General features: G+C 44.6%; 12 protein-coding genes and 2 tRNA genes. 9 read left to right on the top strand and 5 right to left on the bottom strand.

Annotated elements, in window-relative coordinates; translation table 11 throughout:
- Window positions 1-633 precede the first annotated feature (633 nt).
- Complete coding sequence (locus NJD71_RS11830; RefSeq protein ID WP_319052141.1) at window positions 634-2,769, bottom strand: NADPH-dependent 2,4-dienoyl-CoA reductase; 2,136 nt, start codon at window positions 2,767-2,769, stop codon at window positions 634-636.
- A 469-nt stretch (window positions 2,770-3,238) separates the two neighbouring features.
- Here NJD71_RS11830 and NJD71_RS11825 point away from each other — a divergent pair, with 469 nt between their 5' ends.
- The gene (locus NJD71_RS11825; protein WP_319052140.1) at window positions 3,239-4,903 is read left to right on the top strand and encodes an AMP-binding protein; all 1,665 of its coding nucleotides are present in this window, start codon (window positions 3,239-3,241) and stop codon (window positions 4,901-4,903) included.
- Window positions 4,904-5,106: 203 nt separating this feature from the next.
- Here the strand turns inward: NJD71_RS11825 and NJD71_RS11820 are convergent, their stop codons facing one another.
- The 4 genes from NJD71_RS11820 to hemA form a co-directional block, all read right to left on the bottom strand.
- On the bottom strand, window positions 5,107-5,526 hold the full coding sequence (locus tag NJD71_RS11820) for a DUF6691 family protein (protein ID WP_319052139.1): 420 nt from the start codon (window positions 5,524-5,526) through the stop codon (window positions 5,107-5,109).
- A gap of 97 nt (window positions 5,527-5,623) precedes the next feature.
- On the bottom strand, window positions 5,624-6,061 hold the full coding sequence (locus NJD71_RS11815; RefSeq protein WP_319052138.1) for a YeeE/YedE family protein: 438 nt from the start codon (window positions 6,059-6,061) through the stop codon (window positions 5,624-5,626).
- A 197-nt stretch (window positions 6,062-6,258) separates the two neighbouring features.
- Window positions 6,259-7,395 carry an aminotransferase class V-fold PLP-dependent enzyme gene (locus NJD71_RS11810; protein ID WP_319052137.1) on the bottom strand — a complete coding sequence of 379 codons (1,137 nt, stop codon included), beginning with the start codon at window positions 7,393-7,395 and terminating at the stop codon, window positions 6,259-6,261.
- 461 nt (window positions 7,396-7,856) lie between these two features.
- A complete protein-coding gene (hemA, locus tag NJD71_RS11805) occupies window positions 7,857-9,257 on the bottom strand; it encodes a glutamyl-tRNA reductase (RefSeq protein ID WP_319052136.1) in 1,401 nt (466 codons plus the stop codon).
- Window positions 9,258-9,807: 550 nt separating this feature from the next.
- Between hemA and NJD71_RS11800 the strand changes: the two genes are divergently transcribed.
- The 8 genes from NJD71_RS11800 to pth all read left to right on the top strand — a co-directional run bounded on the left by NJD71_RS11800 (window position 9,808) and on the right by pth (window position 17,085).
- Entirely contained in the window at window positions 9,808-11,739 is a 1,932-nt protein-coding gene (locus NJD71_RS11800; RefSeq protein ID WP_319052135.1) for a hypothetical protein, read from the top strand.
- 162 nt (window positions 11,740-11,901) lie between these two features.
- A complete protein-coding gene (lolB, locus tag NJD71_RS11795; protein WP_319052134.1) occupies window positions 11,902-12,531 on the top strand; it encodes a lipoprotein insertase outer membrane protein LolB in 630 nt (209 codons plus the stop codon).
- Between the two features lie 90 nt (window positions 12,532-12,621).
- Entirely contained in the window at window positions 12,622-13,584 is a 963-nt protein-coding gene (gene ispE, locus NJD71_RS11790; RefSeq protein WP_442967680.1) for a 4-(cytidine 5'-diphospho)-2-C-methyl-D-erythritol kinase, read from the top strand.
- A 168-nt stretch (window positions 13,585-13,752) separates the two neighbouring features.
- Window positions 13,753-13,828: transfer RNA gene (locus NJD71_RS11785), tRNA-Gln, on the top strand.
- 240 nt (window positions 13,829-14,068) lie between these two features.
- Window positions 14,069-14,144, top strand: a tRNA-Gln gene (locus tag NJD71_RS11780).
- A 108-nt stretch (window positions 14,145-14,252) separates the two neighbouring features.
- On the top strand, window positions 14,253-15,200 hold the full coding sequence (locus NJD71_RS11775; RefSeq protein ID WP_057758042.1) for a ribose-phosphate pyrophosphokinase: 948 nt from the start codon (window positions 14,253-14,255) through the stop codon (window positions 15,198-15,200).
- A 436-nt stretch (window positions 15,201-15,636) separates the two neighbouring features.
- Complete coding sequence (locus tag NJD71_RS11770; RefSeq protein WP_201548987.1) at window positions 15,637-16,326, top strand: 50S ribosomal protein L25/general stress protein Ctc; 690 nt, start codon at window positions 15,637-15,639, stop codon at window positions 16,324-16,326.
- A gap of 177 nt (window positions 16,327-16,503) precedes the next feature.
- On the top strand, window positions 16,504-17,085 hold the full coding sequence (gene pth / locus NJD71_RS11765) for an aminoacyl-tRNA hydrolase (RefSeq protein WP_201548988.1): 582 nt from the start codon (window positions 16,504-16,506) through the stop codon (window positions 17,083-17,085).
- The last annotated feature ends 67 nt before the right edge of the window (window positions 17,086-17,152 follow it).

The raw sequence follows: 17,152 nt of genomic DNA, 5'->3' as shown, positions 1-17,152 counted from the left end.
CTGATCTTAACCCCATTGAGAAAAAATGGGCACAAGCAAAGTTTCTACGCCAAGGCTGGATGGAGAATAATCTGCCTAAACTGTTTCATGATATGGGCTGTATTTCTTTTATAGTGAACTGACTATAACTACTATTACTTAGAAAAATCATATAATAAATTTTCTTCTTATATTTATTATGTATTGTCAGTAATTCTTATCTTAGTTTTTACTTCACATTTTTTTGTGAATGAAGATATATTAAATATATACAAAGTTATTGGAGATAAGTACGCATTTCTTATTTTAGGCCTTTACTTTTTTATAGCTGCGCTTCTATGCATCAAAAAGGAATCATCTATTAAGTCAGCATTAAAGCTAAAGAAATATTCCGAGCTACACCAAAATGACCTTTACGTAATCTATAAAGACTATTTTCTAATAAATCATTTAAAGAAAATTAAAAACAAACTATTCGGTTAAACTATTTGGTTAAGGTCAAAACAGCTACGTAAGTGCGCTACACAGAATAATAGATGCAATTAATAGCAAATCTAAAAGCATTCCTACTGACTACCACTCTTTCCAAAGAAAAAAAAAGCAGCAAGATAATCTATCTTGCTGCTTTTATATTTAACTCAAGCTATCTAACTCTTAGATTTCTGCCGCAACCTCAGCACCATCACGGATTGCACGTTTTGCATCTAGCTCAGCGGCGAGCTTTGCACCGCCAATCAGATGATACTGTGCGTCTGGCGCATCGCCAACGTTTGGCATCAGACTGGCGACCGACTCTTGACCGGCACAGACGACGACGCTATCGACACGAAGCAGCTGGCTTTGACCTTGGGCGTTGGTCACCCAGATACCTTCGTTAGTGATCTTGTCATACTGCACGCCAGCCACTTGGATGACGCCATGCGATTTGATATGGGCGCGATGCACCCAGCCTGAGGTTTTGTTCAGACCACTGCCCAGACGACCTTTGCTACGCTGCATGAGATAGACTTGACGAATTGGCTTAATCGCTTTAGGTCTGACCAGTCCGCCATCACTTTGATAGTCAGTATCATTAGTCACGCCCCACTCTTCGCGCCACTCACTGATTGACTGCGGCTCAGGGCGATAGCTTGGGTCTTTGAGACCCTCAGGACCGATCTCGTCCAACGACTGACCATGGTTGGCTGTCAGATACTCACTGACATCGAAACCAATACCGCCAGCACCGATAACCGCTACCGTATCACCTACGGCTTTTTCACCAGAGAGCAATTCTGCGTAGCTGATGACTTGTGGCAAATCAGCACCTTCGAGCTTACCTGCTAGGCTTCTAGGAACGACGCCCGTGGCCACAATGACATGATGGAACTTAGCTTTTTCTAGCATGTCTTTATCCACAAAGGTGTTGAGTTTGACCTCGACGCCCAAGTGCTCAAGCTCATTAATATAGTAGCGAACAGTCTCAAAAAACTCTTCTTTACCAGGGATGACTTTGGCATAGTTGAACTGTCCGCCCAGCACATCTTTTGCTTCAAACAACGTCACATCATGACCACGTAAGGCGGCGACGTGAGCCGCTGACATACCAGCGACACCGCCACCGATGACAGCGACTTTTTTCGCTTTTTTCGCTTTTTTGTAGACCAGCTCTGTCTCATAGCACGCCTGCGGATTGACCAGACAAGTCGAACGTTTGTTTTCAAACGTATGATCGAGGCACGCTTGGTTACAGGCGATACAGGTGTTGATTCGATCTGTCTGACCGTTTTTGGCTTTGTTGACCCAATGCGCATCCGCCAAGAATGGACGTGCCATTTGAATCACATCTGCCTGACCATCAGCGATGATTTTTTCTGCGGTATCTGGCATGTTGATGCGGTTGGCCGCCATCATTGGGATATTGATGTGTTTTTTGATCTCAGCAGTAAAGTCAACGAAAGCCGCGCGCGGGACACTCGTCACAATAGTCGGGACACGCGCTTCATGCCAGCCGATACCCGTGTTCATGATCGTCACGCCCGCCTCTTCTAGCGCTTTTGCTACGGTGATGACTTCATCCATAACGTTACCGTCTTTGACTAAGTCAATTACTGACAGACGGAACAAGATAATAAAATCTTCACCCACGGCTTCACGAACAGCTGTGACCACGTCGACCGCGAATTTCATACGACCTTGAATATCACCGCCATAGATGTCTTTACGCTTATTGACATGACTGGATAAAAACTGATTGAGCAAGTAGCCTTCAGAACCCATGATTTCGACGCCGTCATAGCCTGCTTGCTTGGCAAGTTTGGCACAGCGTGCATAGTCTTTTACCGTCTGCTCGATGTTTTTGATGCTCATCTTACGTGGTTTGAACGGTGAAATTGGGGATTTGATTGGGCTAGATGACACCGCAAAAGGATGATACCCATAACGACCACTGTGCAATATCTGCATAATGATTTTGCTGTCGTGCTTATGGACAGCACGAGTGACCCGCTGGTGATTGATGACATCTGCTTTGCTATTCATCGTGCCGCCAGCAGGCAGTAGCCAGCCTTCGCGGTTGGGCGAAATACCGCCCGTGATCATCATGGCCACGCCGCCACGGGCACGCTCTTCAAAATACGCCGCCAGCTTACCGTAGTTATAGAAACGGTCTTCAAGCCCCGTATGCATAGAGCCCATGACCATACGGTTTTTTAGGGTAGTAAACCCTAAATCCAATGGCTCAAATAAATGTGGATAGTATTCATTGGTGCTGGCAGTATCGATCGTATTGGCAGAACGGCTGGCGGTCATATCATTTTCCTTATGAATGGTTTTTTTGGACTATTTTTGCAGAACAGACATGCGATAAGATGTAGCGTTATCAGTATCGTAACACACCGCTATTATTGTCAGCTATGCAGACAAACGACTGATGAGTGAGCACTATATACATGACGGCAGCAAGATAACGGCTAGATGGCAATTGGGCGACAGTTAAAGGATGGGTAAATAATAATAGGACACCAAGTATGCAACAAGCAATTGCACTAGCGGTTATAAAAACCAACCCAAATTGTCAGGCAGCTTGCCTACAGTGGGGCAGATGCTTTCGCCAGTACCTCTCATAGTTACAGTATCTCGCGTAGCATAATAGGATAATCGATAAAAATCGACTAATATAAAACCTTTTTGTGTTAAATTACTGTGCTAGGTGACCGCATTATAGAAAGGTAATATGCTGAGTTACCGCATTATAGCAATACGATAAAGGACTATCACCATGACAGATTTTCATACTGGTCTTGGCAAAAACGCCGCCAACCATCAACCGCTCACCCCTATTGATTTTATCATCCGTAGCGCGCAAGTTTATCCTGATAAGACTGCCATCATCTATGATGATCTAGAGCACAACAATCTCACTCAAACATGGCAACAGACCTATACCCGCTGCCGTCAACTGGCGGATGGATTACGTAAACTGGGTATAGATAAAAATGACACGGTCGCCGTCATGTTGCCAAACACGCCCGCGATGGTCGAATGCGCGTTTGGTGTGCCGATGTCAGGTGGCGTACTCTGCACACTGAACACGCGCCTCGATATCAATGCCCTTACCTTTTGTTTACAGCATTCAGAAGCAAAGGTTTTAATCTTAGATAGCGAGTTTGCTGAGCACGCCGACATCATCGCTGAGACTTTCCCCAACTTGATCGTCATTCACGCAGCGGATGCGGCTATCGATGTTGAGCCGTTTGGACAGATGAGTTATGAGGCGCTGGTTGCCAGTTCAGACAGTCTGGACAATTGGGAGATGCCGACAGATGAGTGGGATGCTATCGCGCTGAACTATACCTCTGGCACGACAGGAAAACCCAAAGGCGTGGTCTATCACCACCGCGGGGCTACGCTCAATGCTGTCTCCAATATATTAGATTGGGACATGCCAAAACACCCAATTTACTTATGGACATTGCCGCTGTTTCATTGCAATGGTTGGTGTTTTCCTTGGAGTATCGCTGAGCGTGCTGGAGTCAATGTTTGTTTGCGTCACATTGATGCAGATTTGATATTACAGCTGATTGCCAAGCATCAGGTCACTCATTATTGCTCCGCGCCCGTCGTACATAATATGATTGCTGGCGGCAAATCAGAGTATAAGGATGCCATCACGCATACAGTCAAAGGTTGGGTCGCTGGTGCACCGCCATCCGAGACCATGCTAGCAGCGATGGAAGCAATGGGCTTTCATATCTCACACGTTTATGGACTTACTGAAGTATATGGACCAGTGACAATCTGCGCTGAGCAAGAAGAATGGGATGAGCTTGACGTCGCCACACGCGCTCAAAAAAAATCTCGTCAAGGTATGACGTCTCATCTCATGGCAGGGTTTGAGGTATTTAAACAAGGGACTACTGAACCCGTGGCCGCTGATGGCGAAGAGATGGGCGAGCTGGCATTGCGTGGCAATATGGTGATGAAAGGCTATCTTAAAAGCCGCAAAGCCACCGAAGCAGCATTCGCCGATGGCTGGTTCCGCACAGGTGATTTGGGTGTCAAATATCCTGATGGCTATATTAAAATTATGGATAGACTCAAAGATATCATCATCTCAGGCGGTGAGAATATCTCTAGTATTGAGGTAGAAAACGTTTTGTACAAACTCCCAGCAATCGAGAGCTGTGCGGTCGTCGCCGCGCCCCATGATAAATGGGGGGAAGTCCCCGTTGCCTTTATCGAGATTCACACTGGTAGCACGCTACAACGCGATACGGTGATGGCGCACTGTAGTCAGCATCTAGCAGGCTTTAAAGTACCAAAATATATTATTTTTGCCGAAATACCCAAGACCAGTACGGGTAAGGTGCAAAAGTTTGAGCTACGCCAAGCCGCCAAATCATTGGCACACGAAACGCCAAAAGTTACTGCCAGTGTTAAATAAAATAGCGCCTTATTAAGTCATATCGTTTGTCATTGCTCATGAAAAAGGTCAGCGACACATAACTGACCTTTTTTCGAGTGCTAGCCTATTTATACGATAGTTGGTTCAATATAGTTTGGAGACAGGGAAGCCAAGTAAAGGTACTACAAATAGTAGACTAAGCGAGGCTGACACCGTATCCAATTTATAGAGAACTAACGATATCAGCCAAGTTTGGGCTCAAGCCATTGGTAAATCAGCATTCCTATGATCATCGCTGGGATGAACACGTACGCTTGCCATTGTCCTGTACCAAGCAGCACAATACCGGGCCCTGGGCAAATACCCACCAGTCCCCAGCCGATACCAAACAACATGGCACCGATGATCAGTTGTTTGGTGATAATGGTTTTGCTTGGCATATCGATCGGCGTGCCAATCCAGCTGCTTTGTTGACGCTTGGCCAATAGCACACCAAAAAACGCCACAACCAAACCGCCACCCATCACGAGAGCAAGGGAGATATCCCAAGCGCCAAACACGTCCAAGAATCCTTGTACCTTCACAGGATCAGTCATACCTGATACCAGCAGACCAAATCCAAATAGCAATCCGGCTAGCAATCCGATTATATTCTTTAGCATTGTTGTCTCTCGCTATTATTGTTTTCTATTGACCATCATCTATCATTTACGCTCTAACACGACTGATCGCTACTGTCTGGAATTTGCCATCCAGCACCTATAGTAGCCCTAGGACATGCCGACCGATATACACGGTCACAATACCGAACAGCATAAAAGTCATAGTCGCGGCCAGCGAGCGTGGAGACAGACGTGCATTACCGCAAATGCCATGACCACTCGTACATCCTGAACCAAGACGAGTCCCAAAACCAACCAACAACCCTGCAATAATCAACAGTGGCAACGAAGTACTGATCTGTACATCAGGTAGCGGTCTTACTAGGCTGTATAGCACTGGCGATATGACCAAACCTACTATAAATAGCACTTGCCACATCTCTACACGCTTAGGTCTTAGCAAGTTTGAAAAAATGCCACTAATACCCGCAATACGCCCGATGCCAAGTAGCAAGATAACCGTTGCCACGCCGAGCATCAAACCGCCTACCAAAGAAATCGGTGTAAATGCCTGCCAGTCTATTTGTATACTCATAACGAGCGACCTATTCAGATGTGTTGAATATTTCTATTTATTGTTTATAAAAATACATTATATTATAAAATATAATAAAAGAGTAAAAAAATACTGAGCACGTACATAAACGGCTCAGTATTTCAATGACGACAGCAGTATATAAAAAACGTCTATAAACACGACAGCATCAGTTTATAAACGTTCCTTAAATAGTTCTACTTGCTCAACACTTTATCCAGTGCCGCTTCAAAACGTGCCACGGTTCCATCGATATCGGTTAGTTTATCCAAACCAAACAGACCTAGACGGAAGGTCTTAAAGTTATCAGGCTCACCTACTTTTAGTGGCACGCCAGCAGCGATTTGCACTCCGATTTCAGCAAATGCGCTGCCTTTATGCATGTCGTCACGATCGGTATAAGAGACGACAACGCCAGGTGCTTTGAAACCTTCAGCTGCTACGCTCTCGACACCTTTGGCTTCTAAGATTTCACGGATACGTTTTCCAAGTGTCCACTGTGCGTCACATAACTTATCAAAACCGATGGCTTTTGCTTCATTCACCGCGTCACGGAACTGGCGTAAGCTGTCTGTCGGCATCGTCGCGTGATAGGCATGACCACCGTTTTCATAAGCACGCATGATGTTTAACCATTGCTTGAGATCAACACTGAAGCTGTCAGACTCAGTGCTGTCTACTTTTTTGACAGCAGCGTCGCTTAGCATGACCAGACCAGCGCTAGGCGTACTGCTCCAGCCTTTTTGCGGGGCGCTAATCAGTACGTCGATACCTAATGCTTTCATATCCAACCATACGCAGCCCGACGCGATACAGTCAATAACCAATAGTCCGCCAACGCTGTGGACCGCGTCGCCCAGTGCTTTTATATAGTCATCTGACAAAATCATACCAGACGATGTCTCAACGTGAGGTGCAAATACAACGGCTGGTTTTTCTTCTTTGATCTTGGCTACGGCGGTGTCGATATCGACTGGTACAAATGGTTTAGGTGACTCGCTATCATCCGCACGATTGGCCGTAAGTACAGTAGAAGATTTGGCAATTTTGCCTTTCTCTAAAATTTGCGTCCAACGATAACTGAACCAACCATTACGGATGATCAGGCAATCTTCGTCGTTTGCCAGTTGGCGAGCGACGGCTTCCATACCATAAGTACCAGAGCCAGGTACAATCACCACGGCATCAGCGTTATACACAGATTTTAGGTCACTAGATAGATCGTTCATTACTTGTTGAAAAGCTTTTGACATGTGATTCAGCGCGCGATCGGTATATACCACTGAATACTCTAACAAACCGTTTGGATCGATATCTTGACGTAATGCAGGCATTGAACACTCCTAGTGTGTGATTAGATGGTTAACTATTTTTTGGCTCTTTTTTCCGTAATATCTGGGTATGAAACAATATAGATACTGATTAAGTAGCAGAATTAATGGCTAGCTAATAAGTAGTAATTAAGCACTGAGCTAGAACAAAAACAACGGATAAAACGGAATATTGACCAGATAGCACTTTAATATAGCGATATTGTCTTGGATAGTAATGTCTTGGGCCGTTTAGAGGTTCCTCGCTTTTGAACGCATAAAAAACAAGGAACACTGATGAGGTCTACTAACATTGCATCAATATATTTATAGTCATATTACGAGCAGACATCAGCACATTATTTTGACCCAAACTATTCATAAGAGCTTGATATTAGCACTGATGCTAGAGGTTGACAACGACATGCTGGGGCAGTGTTATGGCTTGCACTATCAATGATTTGTTGATAAGCCGTGTATAGCTATCAATGCCCGCGGTGGGCATCCTGTAGCCCTGAAACCACAAAGTCGAGCAGATCACTATCGCCTTCGCGCGCCGCTTTGCGCATGAGTTTTGATGGTGCATGGGTCAATGTTTGGGTTAGGCGCCTTGATAGTTCGGTGAGGATATCTTCTGGACTGACATCGCCCTGTTGCAGCTTAGCGATAGACTCGTGTAGCAGCTTATCTACTTGACCTTGGGTACAGACGCGGTACTGTTGAATGTCTTTACCGACTTGACGAACTTGAAAGCGGCGGTCTATCTCAACGACCAATTGACTCACCAGTAACTCAGCGTCAACCGCTGCTTGCCGACGCTGCTCGATATTACCAGCAATCACATGTTGTAAATCATCGACAGAGTATAGATACACATCATCAATGCGGCTGATGTTGGAGTCGATATCGCGCGGTACTGCCAAGTCTATCATCAGCATTGGCTGATAACGACGACGCTTGAGTGCTTGCATCGTCATTGTCTTATCAATCAACAAGTCCATACTGCCGCTACAGCTACTGACAATATCTGCTTCTGCCAGTACTTGTGGCAACTCCTGCAATGGTTTGACATCGACACGGCGATTGGGACTACGCAGTTCCGCCGCCAATGCTTCGGCACGCTCAGGATTGCGATTACAGATAATGACTCGCCCTACCCCAAGCCCTGCGATATGGGTCGCGACCAAGCGGTTCATCTCGCCTGCAGCAACGACTAATAGTGTACGACTGGGCAGATCATCAAATATTTGCGTGACCAGTTTCGCCGCAGCAAAGCTAAGCGATACCGCTTGCGCACCGACCTGCGTTTCATTACGCACTCGTTTGGCCGCGGCAAATACTTGATCTACAATCCAACCAAGCTGATTGCTTAATACTTTTTGCTCTTGCGCTAAGTGCACAGATCGCTTTATTTGACCAAGGATTTGTGGCTCGCCCAGTATCATAGAGTCAAGCCCTGCAGCTACTCTCAACCAATGGGTCAATGCATGAGTATCACGATGTACATAAAGGTAAGGGTCGATGTCTGAGAGTGGGAGCTGTTTGAATTCAGCAAGCCACGTCTTTATTTTGATAATGTGAGCGCTAATGGCGGTAGCCGAAACATTGCTGCTACCACCAAAGTTGTTTTGCTCGGTAGTAACGGTCATTTGCAAGCTAGATGACTGTGAGACTTTGCTTTGCGGCACTGAAGGTTGCGATGCTGAGTTGTGCGGCACGAGGGCATAGATCTCAGTACGGTTGCACGTTGAGACAATCACACTACCGTCAGTGAACGTCTCTATCTGGTCGAGCGCGACATTCACATCGTCACCCACAAGTGCCAAGCGCTCTCGTAGAGCGACTGGTGCGGTTTTGTGATTGACCCCAATGACCACTAATCTCATTATTGATAGACCATAAACATGACGCTCAGTTGCCTACTTACGCTATCTTATTATTTTCAAAAGACAGTTTTTGATGACAGCGCTGAAAGGAAGACCCTAAAAACCGCTTATTATATCATTATTGCTGGCGTTAATTAACACTCAGCCATCTATGATAGCTATATCTCTGTATCTGGTCACGGCGGTAACAAATCAACTACCCATACGATTTATAAAATCAATAGCCAGATTTTGGCAAGTGCTCAATAAAACAAACATAAATCGCTCGCTTAGTATGACTTAACTTGTTATATTTCCACAGTATTCTTATCGATACATACCTTCAAATAGAAATACAGTCGACCGTGTTTGCGCTTAAAACAGGCTTAATGTGTTGCGTATTCATATAAGAAGCACGACTCTCGTCTGAGTAACACGGCTCCTATTGTTTATACTGTGCATCTGCTCTTATAATGTTTGTCATAGGTACTCGTTACCATTATTTAACTTACAATGATTAAAATAAAATACCTCAGTGATGTAGGTAAACCATGGACGAATACGGCTATCTATGATGTTTTTTGGATCATTATTTCACGCGCATCCTCCACTTAATGAGCAACCTAGCCTTCGTGCTCTGTTGCAGGTCGTTATGGAGCGTCTGTGCCAACGGTATAAGCTTGCCTTATCATTGGCCGTTTGTTTGTGCTTGACCACGCCAGTTCATGCCAGCCAACCCGACACCTCATCACAGGTAACCTTTCCGCAAGCACCAGCTATTATCAATAATAATCCGAATAATACCAGTACTAGCACTACTGTTAACACGACCGTTCGTAGAGTCAGCCAGCCGGCAGATAACATTGCAAATATTGATGGTCTAGCACCTACTGGCTTGTGGAAACCTGAGCTTAATGAACCAAGTTTATATGCTCTACTAGATGCAGAGTTTGCCGCGGATCGCGACAATAGGCAGCGAGCGATTGCAATCTATAAGCAGCAGTCTTTTAAAGAAGACGCCACTGCAGTTTTTGAGAGAGCGCTGACTTTATCCTTACGTAACGAGCGGGTCGAAGACTCGTTAGCATTTGCTAAATCATGGCAAGACCAAAACCCTGACCACGTACCTGCTTGGTTTTATGTGGCGCATTTAGCCCTGCGCGCACACGATTATATCTTAGCTGGTGAGACGCTCAACCGTATCTTACGTTATGATCCGCGTGCAGATCTAAGCGAAATCCTCATCGGTATTTACCCAAATAACGATGAGGATAAACGCGAGCTACTTGCTGCTTTGCAGCCTCTAGATAGCGAGCAAAATGCTTCATTATCTGTACTAAAAGCAGGTCTACTCTACCAGTTTAACGAGCCTGAAGTGGCTATCGTGCATATCAATCGAGCGCTAGAGCGTCAGCCAGACTACGTGCCCTTTATTACCTTAAAAGCCGATATATTGCGTAAAATCGTGACCGCAGAAACCGTAATCAATTATGTCAGTCAAGCTCGCCTACGCAACCCTGATAGCAAAAGCTTGTATTTATATGAGATTCGCTACTTATTGGATCTCAAACAAAGCGAGCAAGCTTGGATATTACTGCTCGAAGCCCATAATCGCTTTAGCGATGATGCCGAAATTACTTTGCTAGCGGCATTGGTGAGTCTAGATATCGAAGAGTATGCGAGCGCAGATGATCTACTCAACATACTTGCCAAAAGCCCCACCTACCTTGACCAAGCATATTATTATCTCGGTATCAGTGCTGAGCGGCAGCAGCTCTTTGAACAAGCCAAATACTATCTTAATGACGTGATGCAAGAGGACTTGGTATTAGAAGCTCGTAGAAAGGTAGTGGCGTTTGAATTACTTGATAACGATGTTGACGCCGCCATCGCTACGTTAGAAAAGCTACGCAAAGACTTTACGGTATTTGCGCCTGATACGTTTGTCATGCAGGCCGATATTTTGTGGCAACAAAACCAATCAGCAGAAGCATTGCTGCTACTAACACGTGCCGCCCGTAAATACCCTGATAATGAAATGCTACTGTTTGCTCGGGCTCAGCTCTTAGATGACAAAGACGATTACGTTGTCAAACGCACTTTACTCAATCATCTGCAAGCATTAGATCCTAGCAACCTATCTTACCAGCTCAGTTATGCGCAGTTACTATTGGCCAACGAGCGCAGCTCAGAGCAGGGTCTAGCACTAGCCACCGCTATTATTCAGATTCGCTACGATGATCCCCGCTATGATAACGAGCTCCATCTGCAAGCCCTAAATGTGCTGGCGGGCAATGCACTGGCAAAAGAAAACTATAAACAAGTGATTAACTATCTACAGACACCTTATGATGTTCTGCCGACCCTGCGCTCAGGTACTTTGCTATTGCGCGCTTACCAAGGACTAGGCAATAACGACAAGGTTGAAGCCCTACTCGCAGACTTACAACAGCGCTTCTCATTTGGACAACACAATATCAATGACCGCATACAGTTGTATTGATATTGACTGCTCAAGCTCCCTGTTTGGTCTTTTAGCTCTATAAATAATATAGCAGTTATAAATTACAAGGCAGTTATAAGAAGCTAACAGCCGTGCATAACCGAGCAACAAATAACGCTTAAGCTAATATCTTTGTTTAATTTCCTATTTTGAGAACCTACTATGTCTGTATCACTCTCGTCTTATAAACCAAATAAATTGACGCTATTGACTGCCATGGCGACCGCAATGGTCATCACCTCTGGCTGTCAGTCGCTAAAAACAGCCAGCGCAACCAATCAACCAACCACCATGCAAGGCCAAAATGCCGAACAACCCAAAAAGCTAGAAAGCTTTGACATCACTGGTAAAATTGGGGTAACAATGCCTGCCAATGATACCTCAGGTACCCAAGGCGGTAGTGCGTTTTATGCATGGGGTCAACAAGACGATCGTTTTGCGATTGAGCTCATCGGGGCACTCGGTATCGGCAAAACCAACATTGAGTACAATGGTCAAACGGCGACGCTAGTTAGTGAAAAAACAGGCACATTGACCGCTAATGATCCTGAAACCTTGCTCAAAAAAGCCACTGGCTGGCAAGCGCCTATCTCACAGATGCCTTATTGGATATCTGGACGTCCGGCACCTTCAGACAGCGCGCCGCAGCTTGATGCTCAAAACCGCTTAGTCAGCTCAGTCAATGGCGAATGGAATGCGAGCTTCACTTACAAGGGTGATGATAAGCTACCTAGTAAGATCAGTGCCGTACGCTCGCAAGGCAATAAAGTTGTGATGACGATTAACCATTAATTCATCTTTTATTAACAACAGAAAGCCTGCTAAAAACCATCATTGCTCATTAAGATAGCTATTTATAACTGCACCTCATGATAAAAAAATATGACTGAAAATATGGCCGAACCATCTGTTTCTATGATTACTCGTTTATCGCCTGCAAAACTCAATCTGTTTTTGCATATCACGGGTAAACGAGTTGACGGCTATCATAATTTGCAAACGGTTTTTCGCCTGCTTGACTGGGGCGATTATCTGCACTTCTCGGTCAGCGATAATGCCGTGATTTCTACTATAGCTCGTGAATTAAGCGCTAATCAACTCTGTCACCAGCTACTAGTATTAGATGGTGCAGAGGCTATCACTATTAATATAGAAGATAATTTAATTTTCAAAGCAGCGCGCGCACTGCTAGCATCTGCCATACAGTCAAATATTTTGCCTGAGCAATTAGCAAAAGTGCATATCGCTTTAGATAAGCACTTGCCAATGGGTGCAGGATTGGGTGGTGGCTCATCTAATGCAGCAACAACTATGTTAGTGCTCAATAAAATTTGGCAGCTTAATTTTACCTGTGATGAGCTTATAAAGATTGGCGCGACTGTGGGTGCGGACGTACCTATATTTATCTTTGGCCAAGACGCTATTGCGATGGGAATTGGTGAAGAATTAACGGCCATTGATCTACCTGATCAGCAGTATTTGCTCCTCACACCTAATGCGCATGTCAATACTGCTACTCTATTTGCAAATCCTAAGCTACATCGGGATATCTCTCCCCTTTCAATTGAGAGCATTCAAACTCAATGCGCTGACTATGTACAAACGCTCACCGTGCCCTATCATAATGTCTTTACCCCAGTAGTGACGAGTCTAGCTCCTGCGGTTACAGAGGCTTTAAATTATTTGCAAGGTTTAGAGACGCAAGCGCTTGGCATAGCACGCATGACTGGCTCTGGTAGCGCGGTGTTTTTGCCTTTAGATGCGAGTATTGCCGCTGATAAAAAGCTATTGGAAAAGTGGGTTGCAGAGGCACCTTGTGCAGGGTATGTGGTGGAAAGTTTATAAGTCTCTATCATTGCTCCTATAAATTTTGCTTTTGTTTAAAGTTGATATAATGCTGTCAATTTTGACCAACTAAAAACTGACAACGGCTGATTCTTATTAATAAATCTCAGAAAAAAGCGCAAATGACTTGCAAAATCTGAAAATTTACTTATAATAGGTCGCCACAATAGGGGTATAGCCAAGTTGGTAAGGCATCAGGTTTTGATCCTGACATCCGTTGGTTCGAGTCCAGCTACCCCTGCCATTTTTTAGTACGAAGCGTTAGACATATAGTGAGTATAAGCGGTTTATAGACAACCTCTTATCTTATTCTCATTGACAACGTTATCCCAGTTTCGGTATAGTTCGCAATGGACACCGCTAGGGAAAAGTTATACTTTAGACGGCTCAATCGTTTATAATATAACTGATAGGTCATGACGCCATTCTAGTAATGATTAAACAATCAATATTAGCTATCGGACGTATATAGCCTAGACATTACAGGGGTATAGCCAAGTTGGTAAGGCATCAGGTTTTGATCCTGACATCCGTTGGTTCGAGTCCAGCTACCCCTGCCATTTTTACTGTAATAGTAGTCATCAACACCTTCACTACTCTTTTCTTAATTTGAGCAGTTTGTCACTGCTTAGCGGTCGCTGCTTGAGTCAATCAATAGGACTTCTGTCATGCCTTATTTGGCGATTTTTACGGGTAATGCCCACCCAGAATTAGCAAAAACCGTAGCCGATCATCTTCATATACCTCTTGGTAAAGCTGACATCACGCGTTTTTCTGATGGCGAAATTGCCGTGGAAATCAAAGAACACGTACGTGGTAAAGATGTGTTTATCATGCAGCCTACTTGTGCACCGACCAACGACAACTTGATGGAAATCATGATGATGGCAGACGCCTTGCGTCGCTCTAGTGCTGGCCGTATCACAGCTGTCATGCCATATTTTGGTTATGCTCGTCAGGATCGTCGCCCGCGTTCAGCTCGTGTACCTATCTCAGCCAAAGTCGTCGCTGATATGCTAAATATCGTTAGTATTGATCGCGTCATGACGGTTGATTTGCACTCAGATCAGATTCAGGGTTTCTTTGATATCCCTGTAGACAACATCTACGGTACGCCAGTACTCTTAAACGACTTACAAAAACAAGATTATGACAATATCATGGTGGTTTCACCTGATGTTGGCGGTGTGGTTCGTGCTCGTGCAATGGCCAAGCAGTTAGGCGATACTGACATGGCGATTATCGATAAGCGCCGTGCGCGTGCCAATGAGTCACAAGTAATGCATATCATTGGTGATGTTCGTGACCGTGATTGCGTTATCGTTGATGATATGGTCGATACTGCAGGTACGCTATGCAAAGCTGCCGAAGCACTAAAAGAAAATGGTGCACGCCGCGTATTGGCTTATATCACCCACCCTGTCCTATCGGGTAACGCACTCAAAAACATCAGCGAATCGGCGCTAGACGAAGTCGTTGTGACCGATACGATTCCATTATCAGCTGAAGCAAAAGCCTGCAGTAAAATCCGTCAGGTCAGTATCGCGCCGATGCTTGCTGAGAGCTTACGCCGTATCAACAACGAAGAATCTATTAGTGCAATGTTTGATGCCTAATGTTTAGTGATCAGTGTTTAATACTGAACGCTAGCTAGTAGCTGTTATAATCCAAACAGCAACCACTGTGTTAACAGGTATTGAATAAGCCAAAGAAATAGCGCCAAGTATGAGTACTTGGCGCTATTTTTATGTCCGTGATTTGCGTAGGTCTTTATTATTGCCACAAAATCACGTATAATGCGCGCCTGTGCTGACCTTTTGTTTTATTATACAAGGTTGGCATTATTAAAAGTGCTGATCAAGCTGAACAATAATGGTTACTGTAGTAATTATTACTATAAAAATCATTATCTTAAGCAAATGGCTAATGTTGTTAGCCGTATGATTTATATACGGTGACACCTCTTAGCTCTCATCACGTATTAGTGGATTGGTCGCAAATCCACTTTTTTATGACCAGACACTTCATCATTCTTTTTATAGGATTATATCCATGAGCATTAATCATTTTGAACTAAAAGCCGTTGATCGTTCTGCTGAACTACAAGGTAAAGGTGCGAGCCGCCGCCTACGTAAGCAGAACCTAGTTCCTGCTATCATCTATGGTGGTAATGAAGAACCAACAGCTATCTCTATCAAGCTTAACGAACTAGTAAAATCACTAGAATTCGAAGCGTTCTTCTCACACATCTTGACTATCAATGTTGATGGTGAAGAGCATCAAGCAGTCATCAAAGACTTGCAGCGTCATCCTGCTAAAGGTTTCCCAATGCATGCTGATTTTCAGCGCATTGTGAAAGGTCAAAAAATCCACATGAACGTTCCTGTGCATTTCTCTGGCCGTGAAGAAGCGCCTGGTACTGCTGCTGGTGGCGTATTGTCTACTCTAGTATCTGACATCGAAATCATCTGCCTACCATCTAAACTTCCTGAATACCTAGATGTAGACGTTTCTGGTATGGAAATCGGTGATTTGTTCCGTCTATCAGACATCGAACTTCCTGAAGGTGTTGTGATTCATGAGCTTGAGCTAGAAGACGGCCATGACCGTACTATCGTTAACATGCAGCCACCTACTGTTGAAGAAGTTGACGAAGATGCTGAAGACGTTGATGCTGATGAAGTACCAGCAACTGAGCAAAACGCTGAAGTTGACACTGAAGAGAAAGAAGACGACGAGTAAGATACACTTTCTATGTAGCGACTCATATTGCGCTACGTAGTGACAGACTCGTTTAGTCAACAAAACAGCAGGTGATTTAAAATCTCCTGCTGTTTTTGTAAGTAAGGTTTGAAAATACACAGTTTTCTCAAATTTAAAGCCTTATCTCTATTTATCGTATTCAAGCAGGGTGTTTTTATGGCCATAAAGCTTATTGTCGGTCTTGGTAATCCTGGTCAGCAGTATATGTTCACGCGTCATAATGCTGGGTTTTGGTTCGTTCATCATTTGGCACAGCAGTTCAATATCACGCTCGCCCCTGACAAGAAGTTTCACGGGGTGACAGGACGCGGGCAAATTCATGGGTCTGATGTGCGTCTACTGATGCCGCTGACGTTTATGAATAAATCTGGTCAGTCAGTCGTGCCTATGGTAAATTTTTATGGCATCAAAAACGACGAGCTATTGATTGCTCATGATGAGCTCGACATCCCAGCTGGCAGCATCAAGCTCAAAACCGATGGCGGTCATGGCGGTCATAATGGTCTGCGTGATATTACACCGCACATCGGCAATGACTTTCATCGTCTACGCGTAGGTATTGGCCACCCAGGACACAAGTCCAAAGTTAGTGGACATGTCCTCTCAAAAGCGTCACCCGATGAGCAAATCGCTATCGATAGCGCACTGACAGCAGCTTTTGAAGCACTACCCCTGTTGATGAGTGGCGATACTGAGAAAGCCCGCTCACAAATTAATGGCTTTAAATTACCTGAATAATATAGCGTCATTATAACAACGGCCTTTTATTTTGGTAGTTTTGTCCCCATTAACCTTTTGATTTAGT

The organism is Psychrobacter sp. PP-21 (assembly GCF_033790785.1).
Lineage (GTDB): Bacteria > Pseudomonadota > Gammaproteobacteria > Pseudomonadales > Moraxellaceae > Psychrobacter.
This window is presented reverse-complemented; position numbering and strand designations above follow the sequence as displayed.

Excerpts from the sequence above, each read along its gene's own strand:
- pth (WP_201548988.1), top strand. The coding sequence starts at position 16,504 with ATGGCCATAAAGCTTATTGTCGGTCTTGGTAATCCTGGTCAGCAGTAT.
- NJD71_RS11770 (WP_201548987.1), top strand. The coding sequence starts at position 15,637 with ATGAGCATTAATCATTTTGAACTAAAAGCCGTTGATCGTTCTGCTGAA.
- ispE (WP_442967680.1), top strand. The coding sequence starts at position 12,622 with ATGACTGAAAATATGGCCGAACCATCTGTTTCTATGATTACTCGTTTA.
- NJD71_RS11815 (WP_319052138.1), bottom strand. The coding sequence starts at position 6,061 with ATGAGTATACAAATAGACTGGCAGGCATTTACACCGATTTCTTTGGTA.
- NJD71_RS11820 (WP_319052139.1), bottom strand. The coding sequence starts at position 5,526 with ATGCTAAAGAATATAATCGGATTGCTAGCCGGATTGCTATTTGGATTT.
- lolB (WP_319052134.1), top strand. The coding sequence starts at position 11,902 with ATGTCTGTATCACTCTCGTCTTATAAACCAAATAAATTGACGCTATTG.
- NJD71_RS11830 (WP_319052141.1), bottom strand. The coding sequence starts at position 2,769 with ATGACCGCCAGCCGTTCTGCCAATACGATCGATACTGCCAGCACCAAT.
- hemA (WP_319052136.1), bottom strand. The coding sequence starts at position 9,257 with ATGAGATTAGTGGTCATTGGGGTCAATCACAAAACCGCACCAGTCGCT.
- NJD71_RS11775 (WP_057758042.1), top strand. The coding sequence starts at position 14,253 with ATGCCTTATTTGGCGATTTTTACGGGTAATGCCCACCCAGAATTAGCA.
- NJD71_RS11800 (WP_319052135.1), top strand. The coding sequence starts at position 9,808 with ATGATGTTTTTTGGATCATTATTTCACGCGCATCCTCCACTTAATGAG.
- NJD71_RS11810 (WP_319052137.1), bottom strand. The coding sequence starts at position 7,395 with ATGCCTGCATTACGTCAAGATATCGATCCAAACGGTTTGTTAGAGTAT.
- NJD71_RS11825 (WP_319052140.1), top strand. The coding sequence starts at position 3,239 with ATGACAGATTTTCATACTGGTCTTGGCAAAAACGCCGCCAACCATCAA.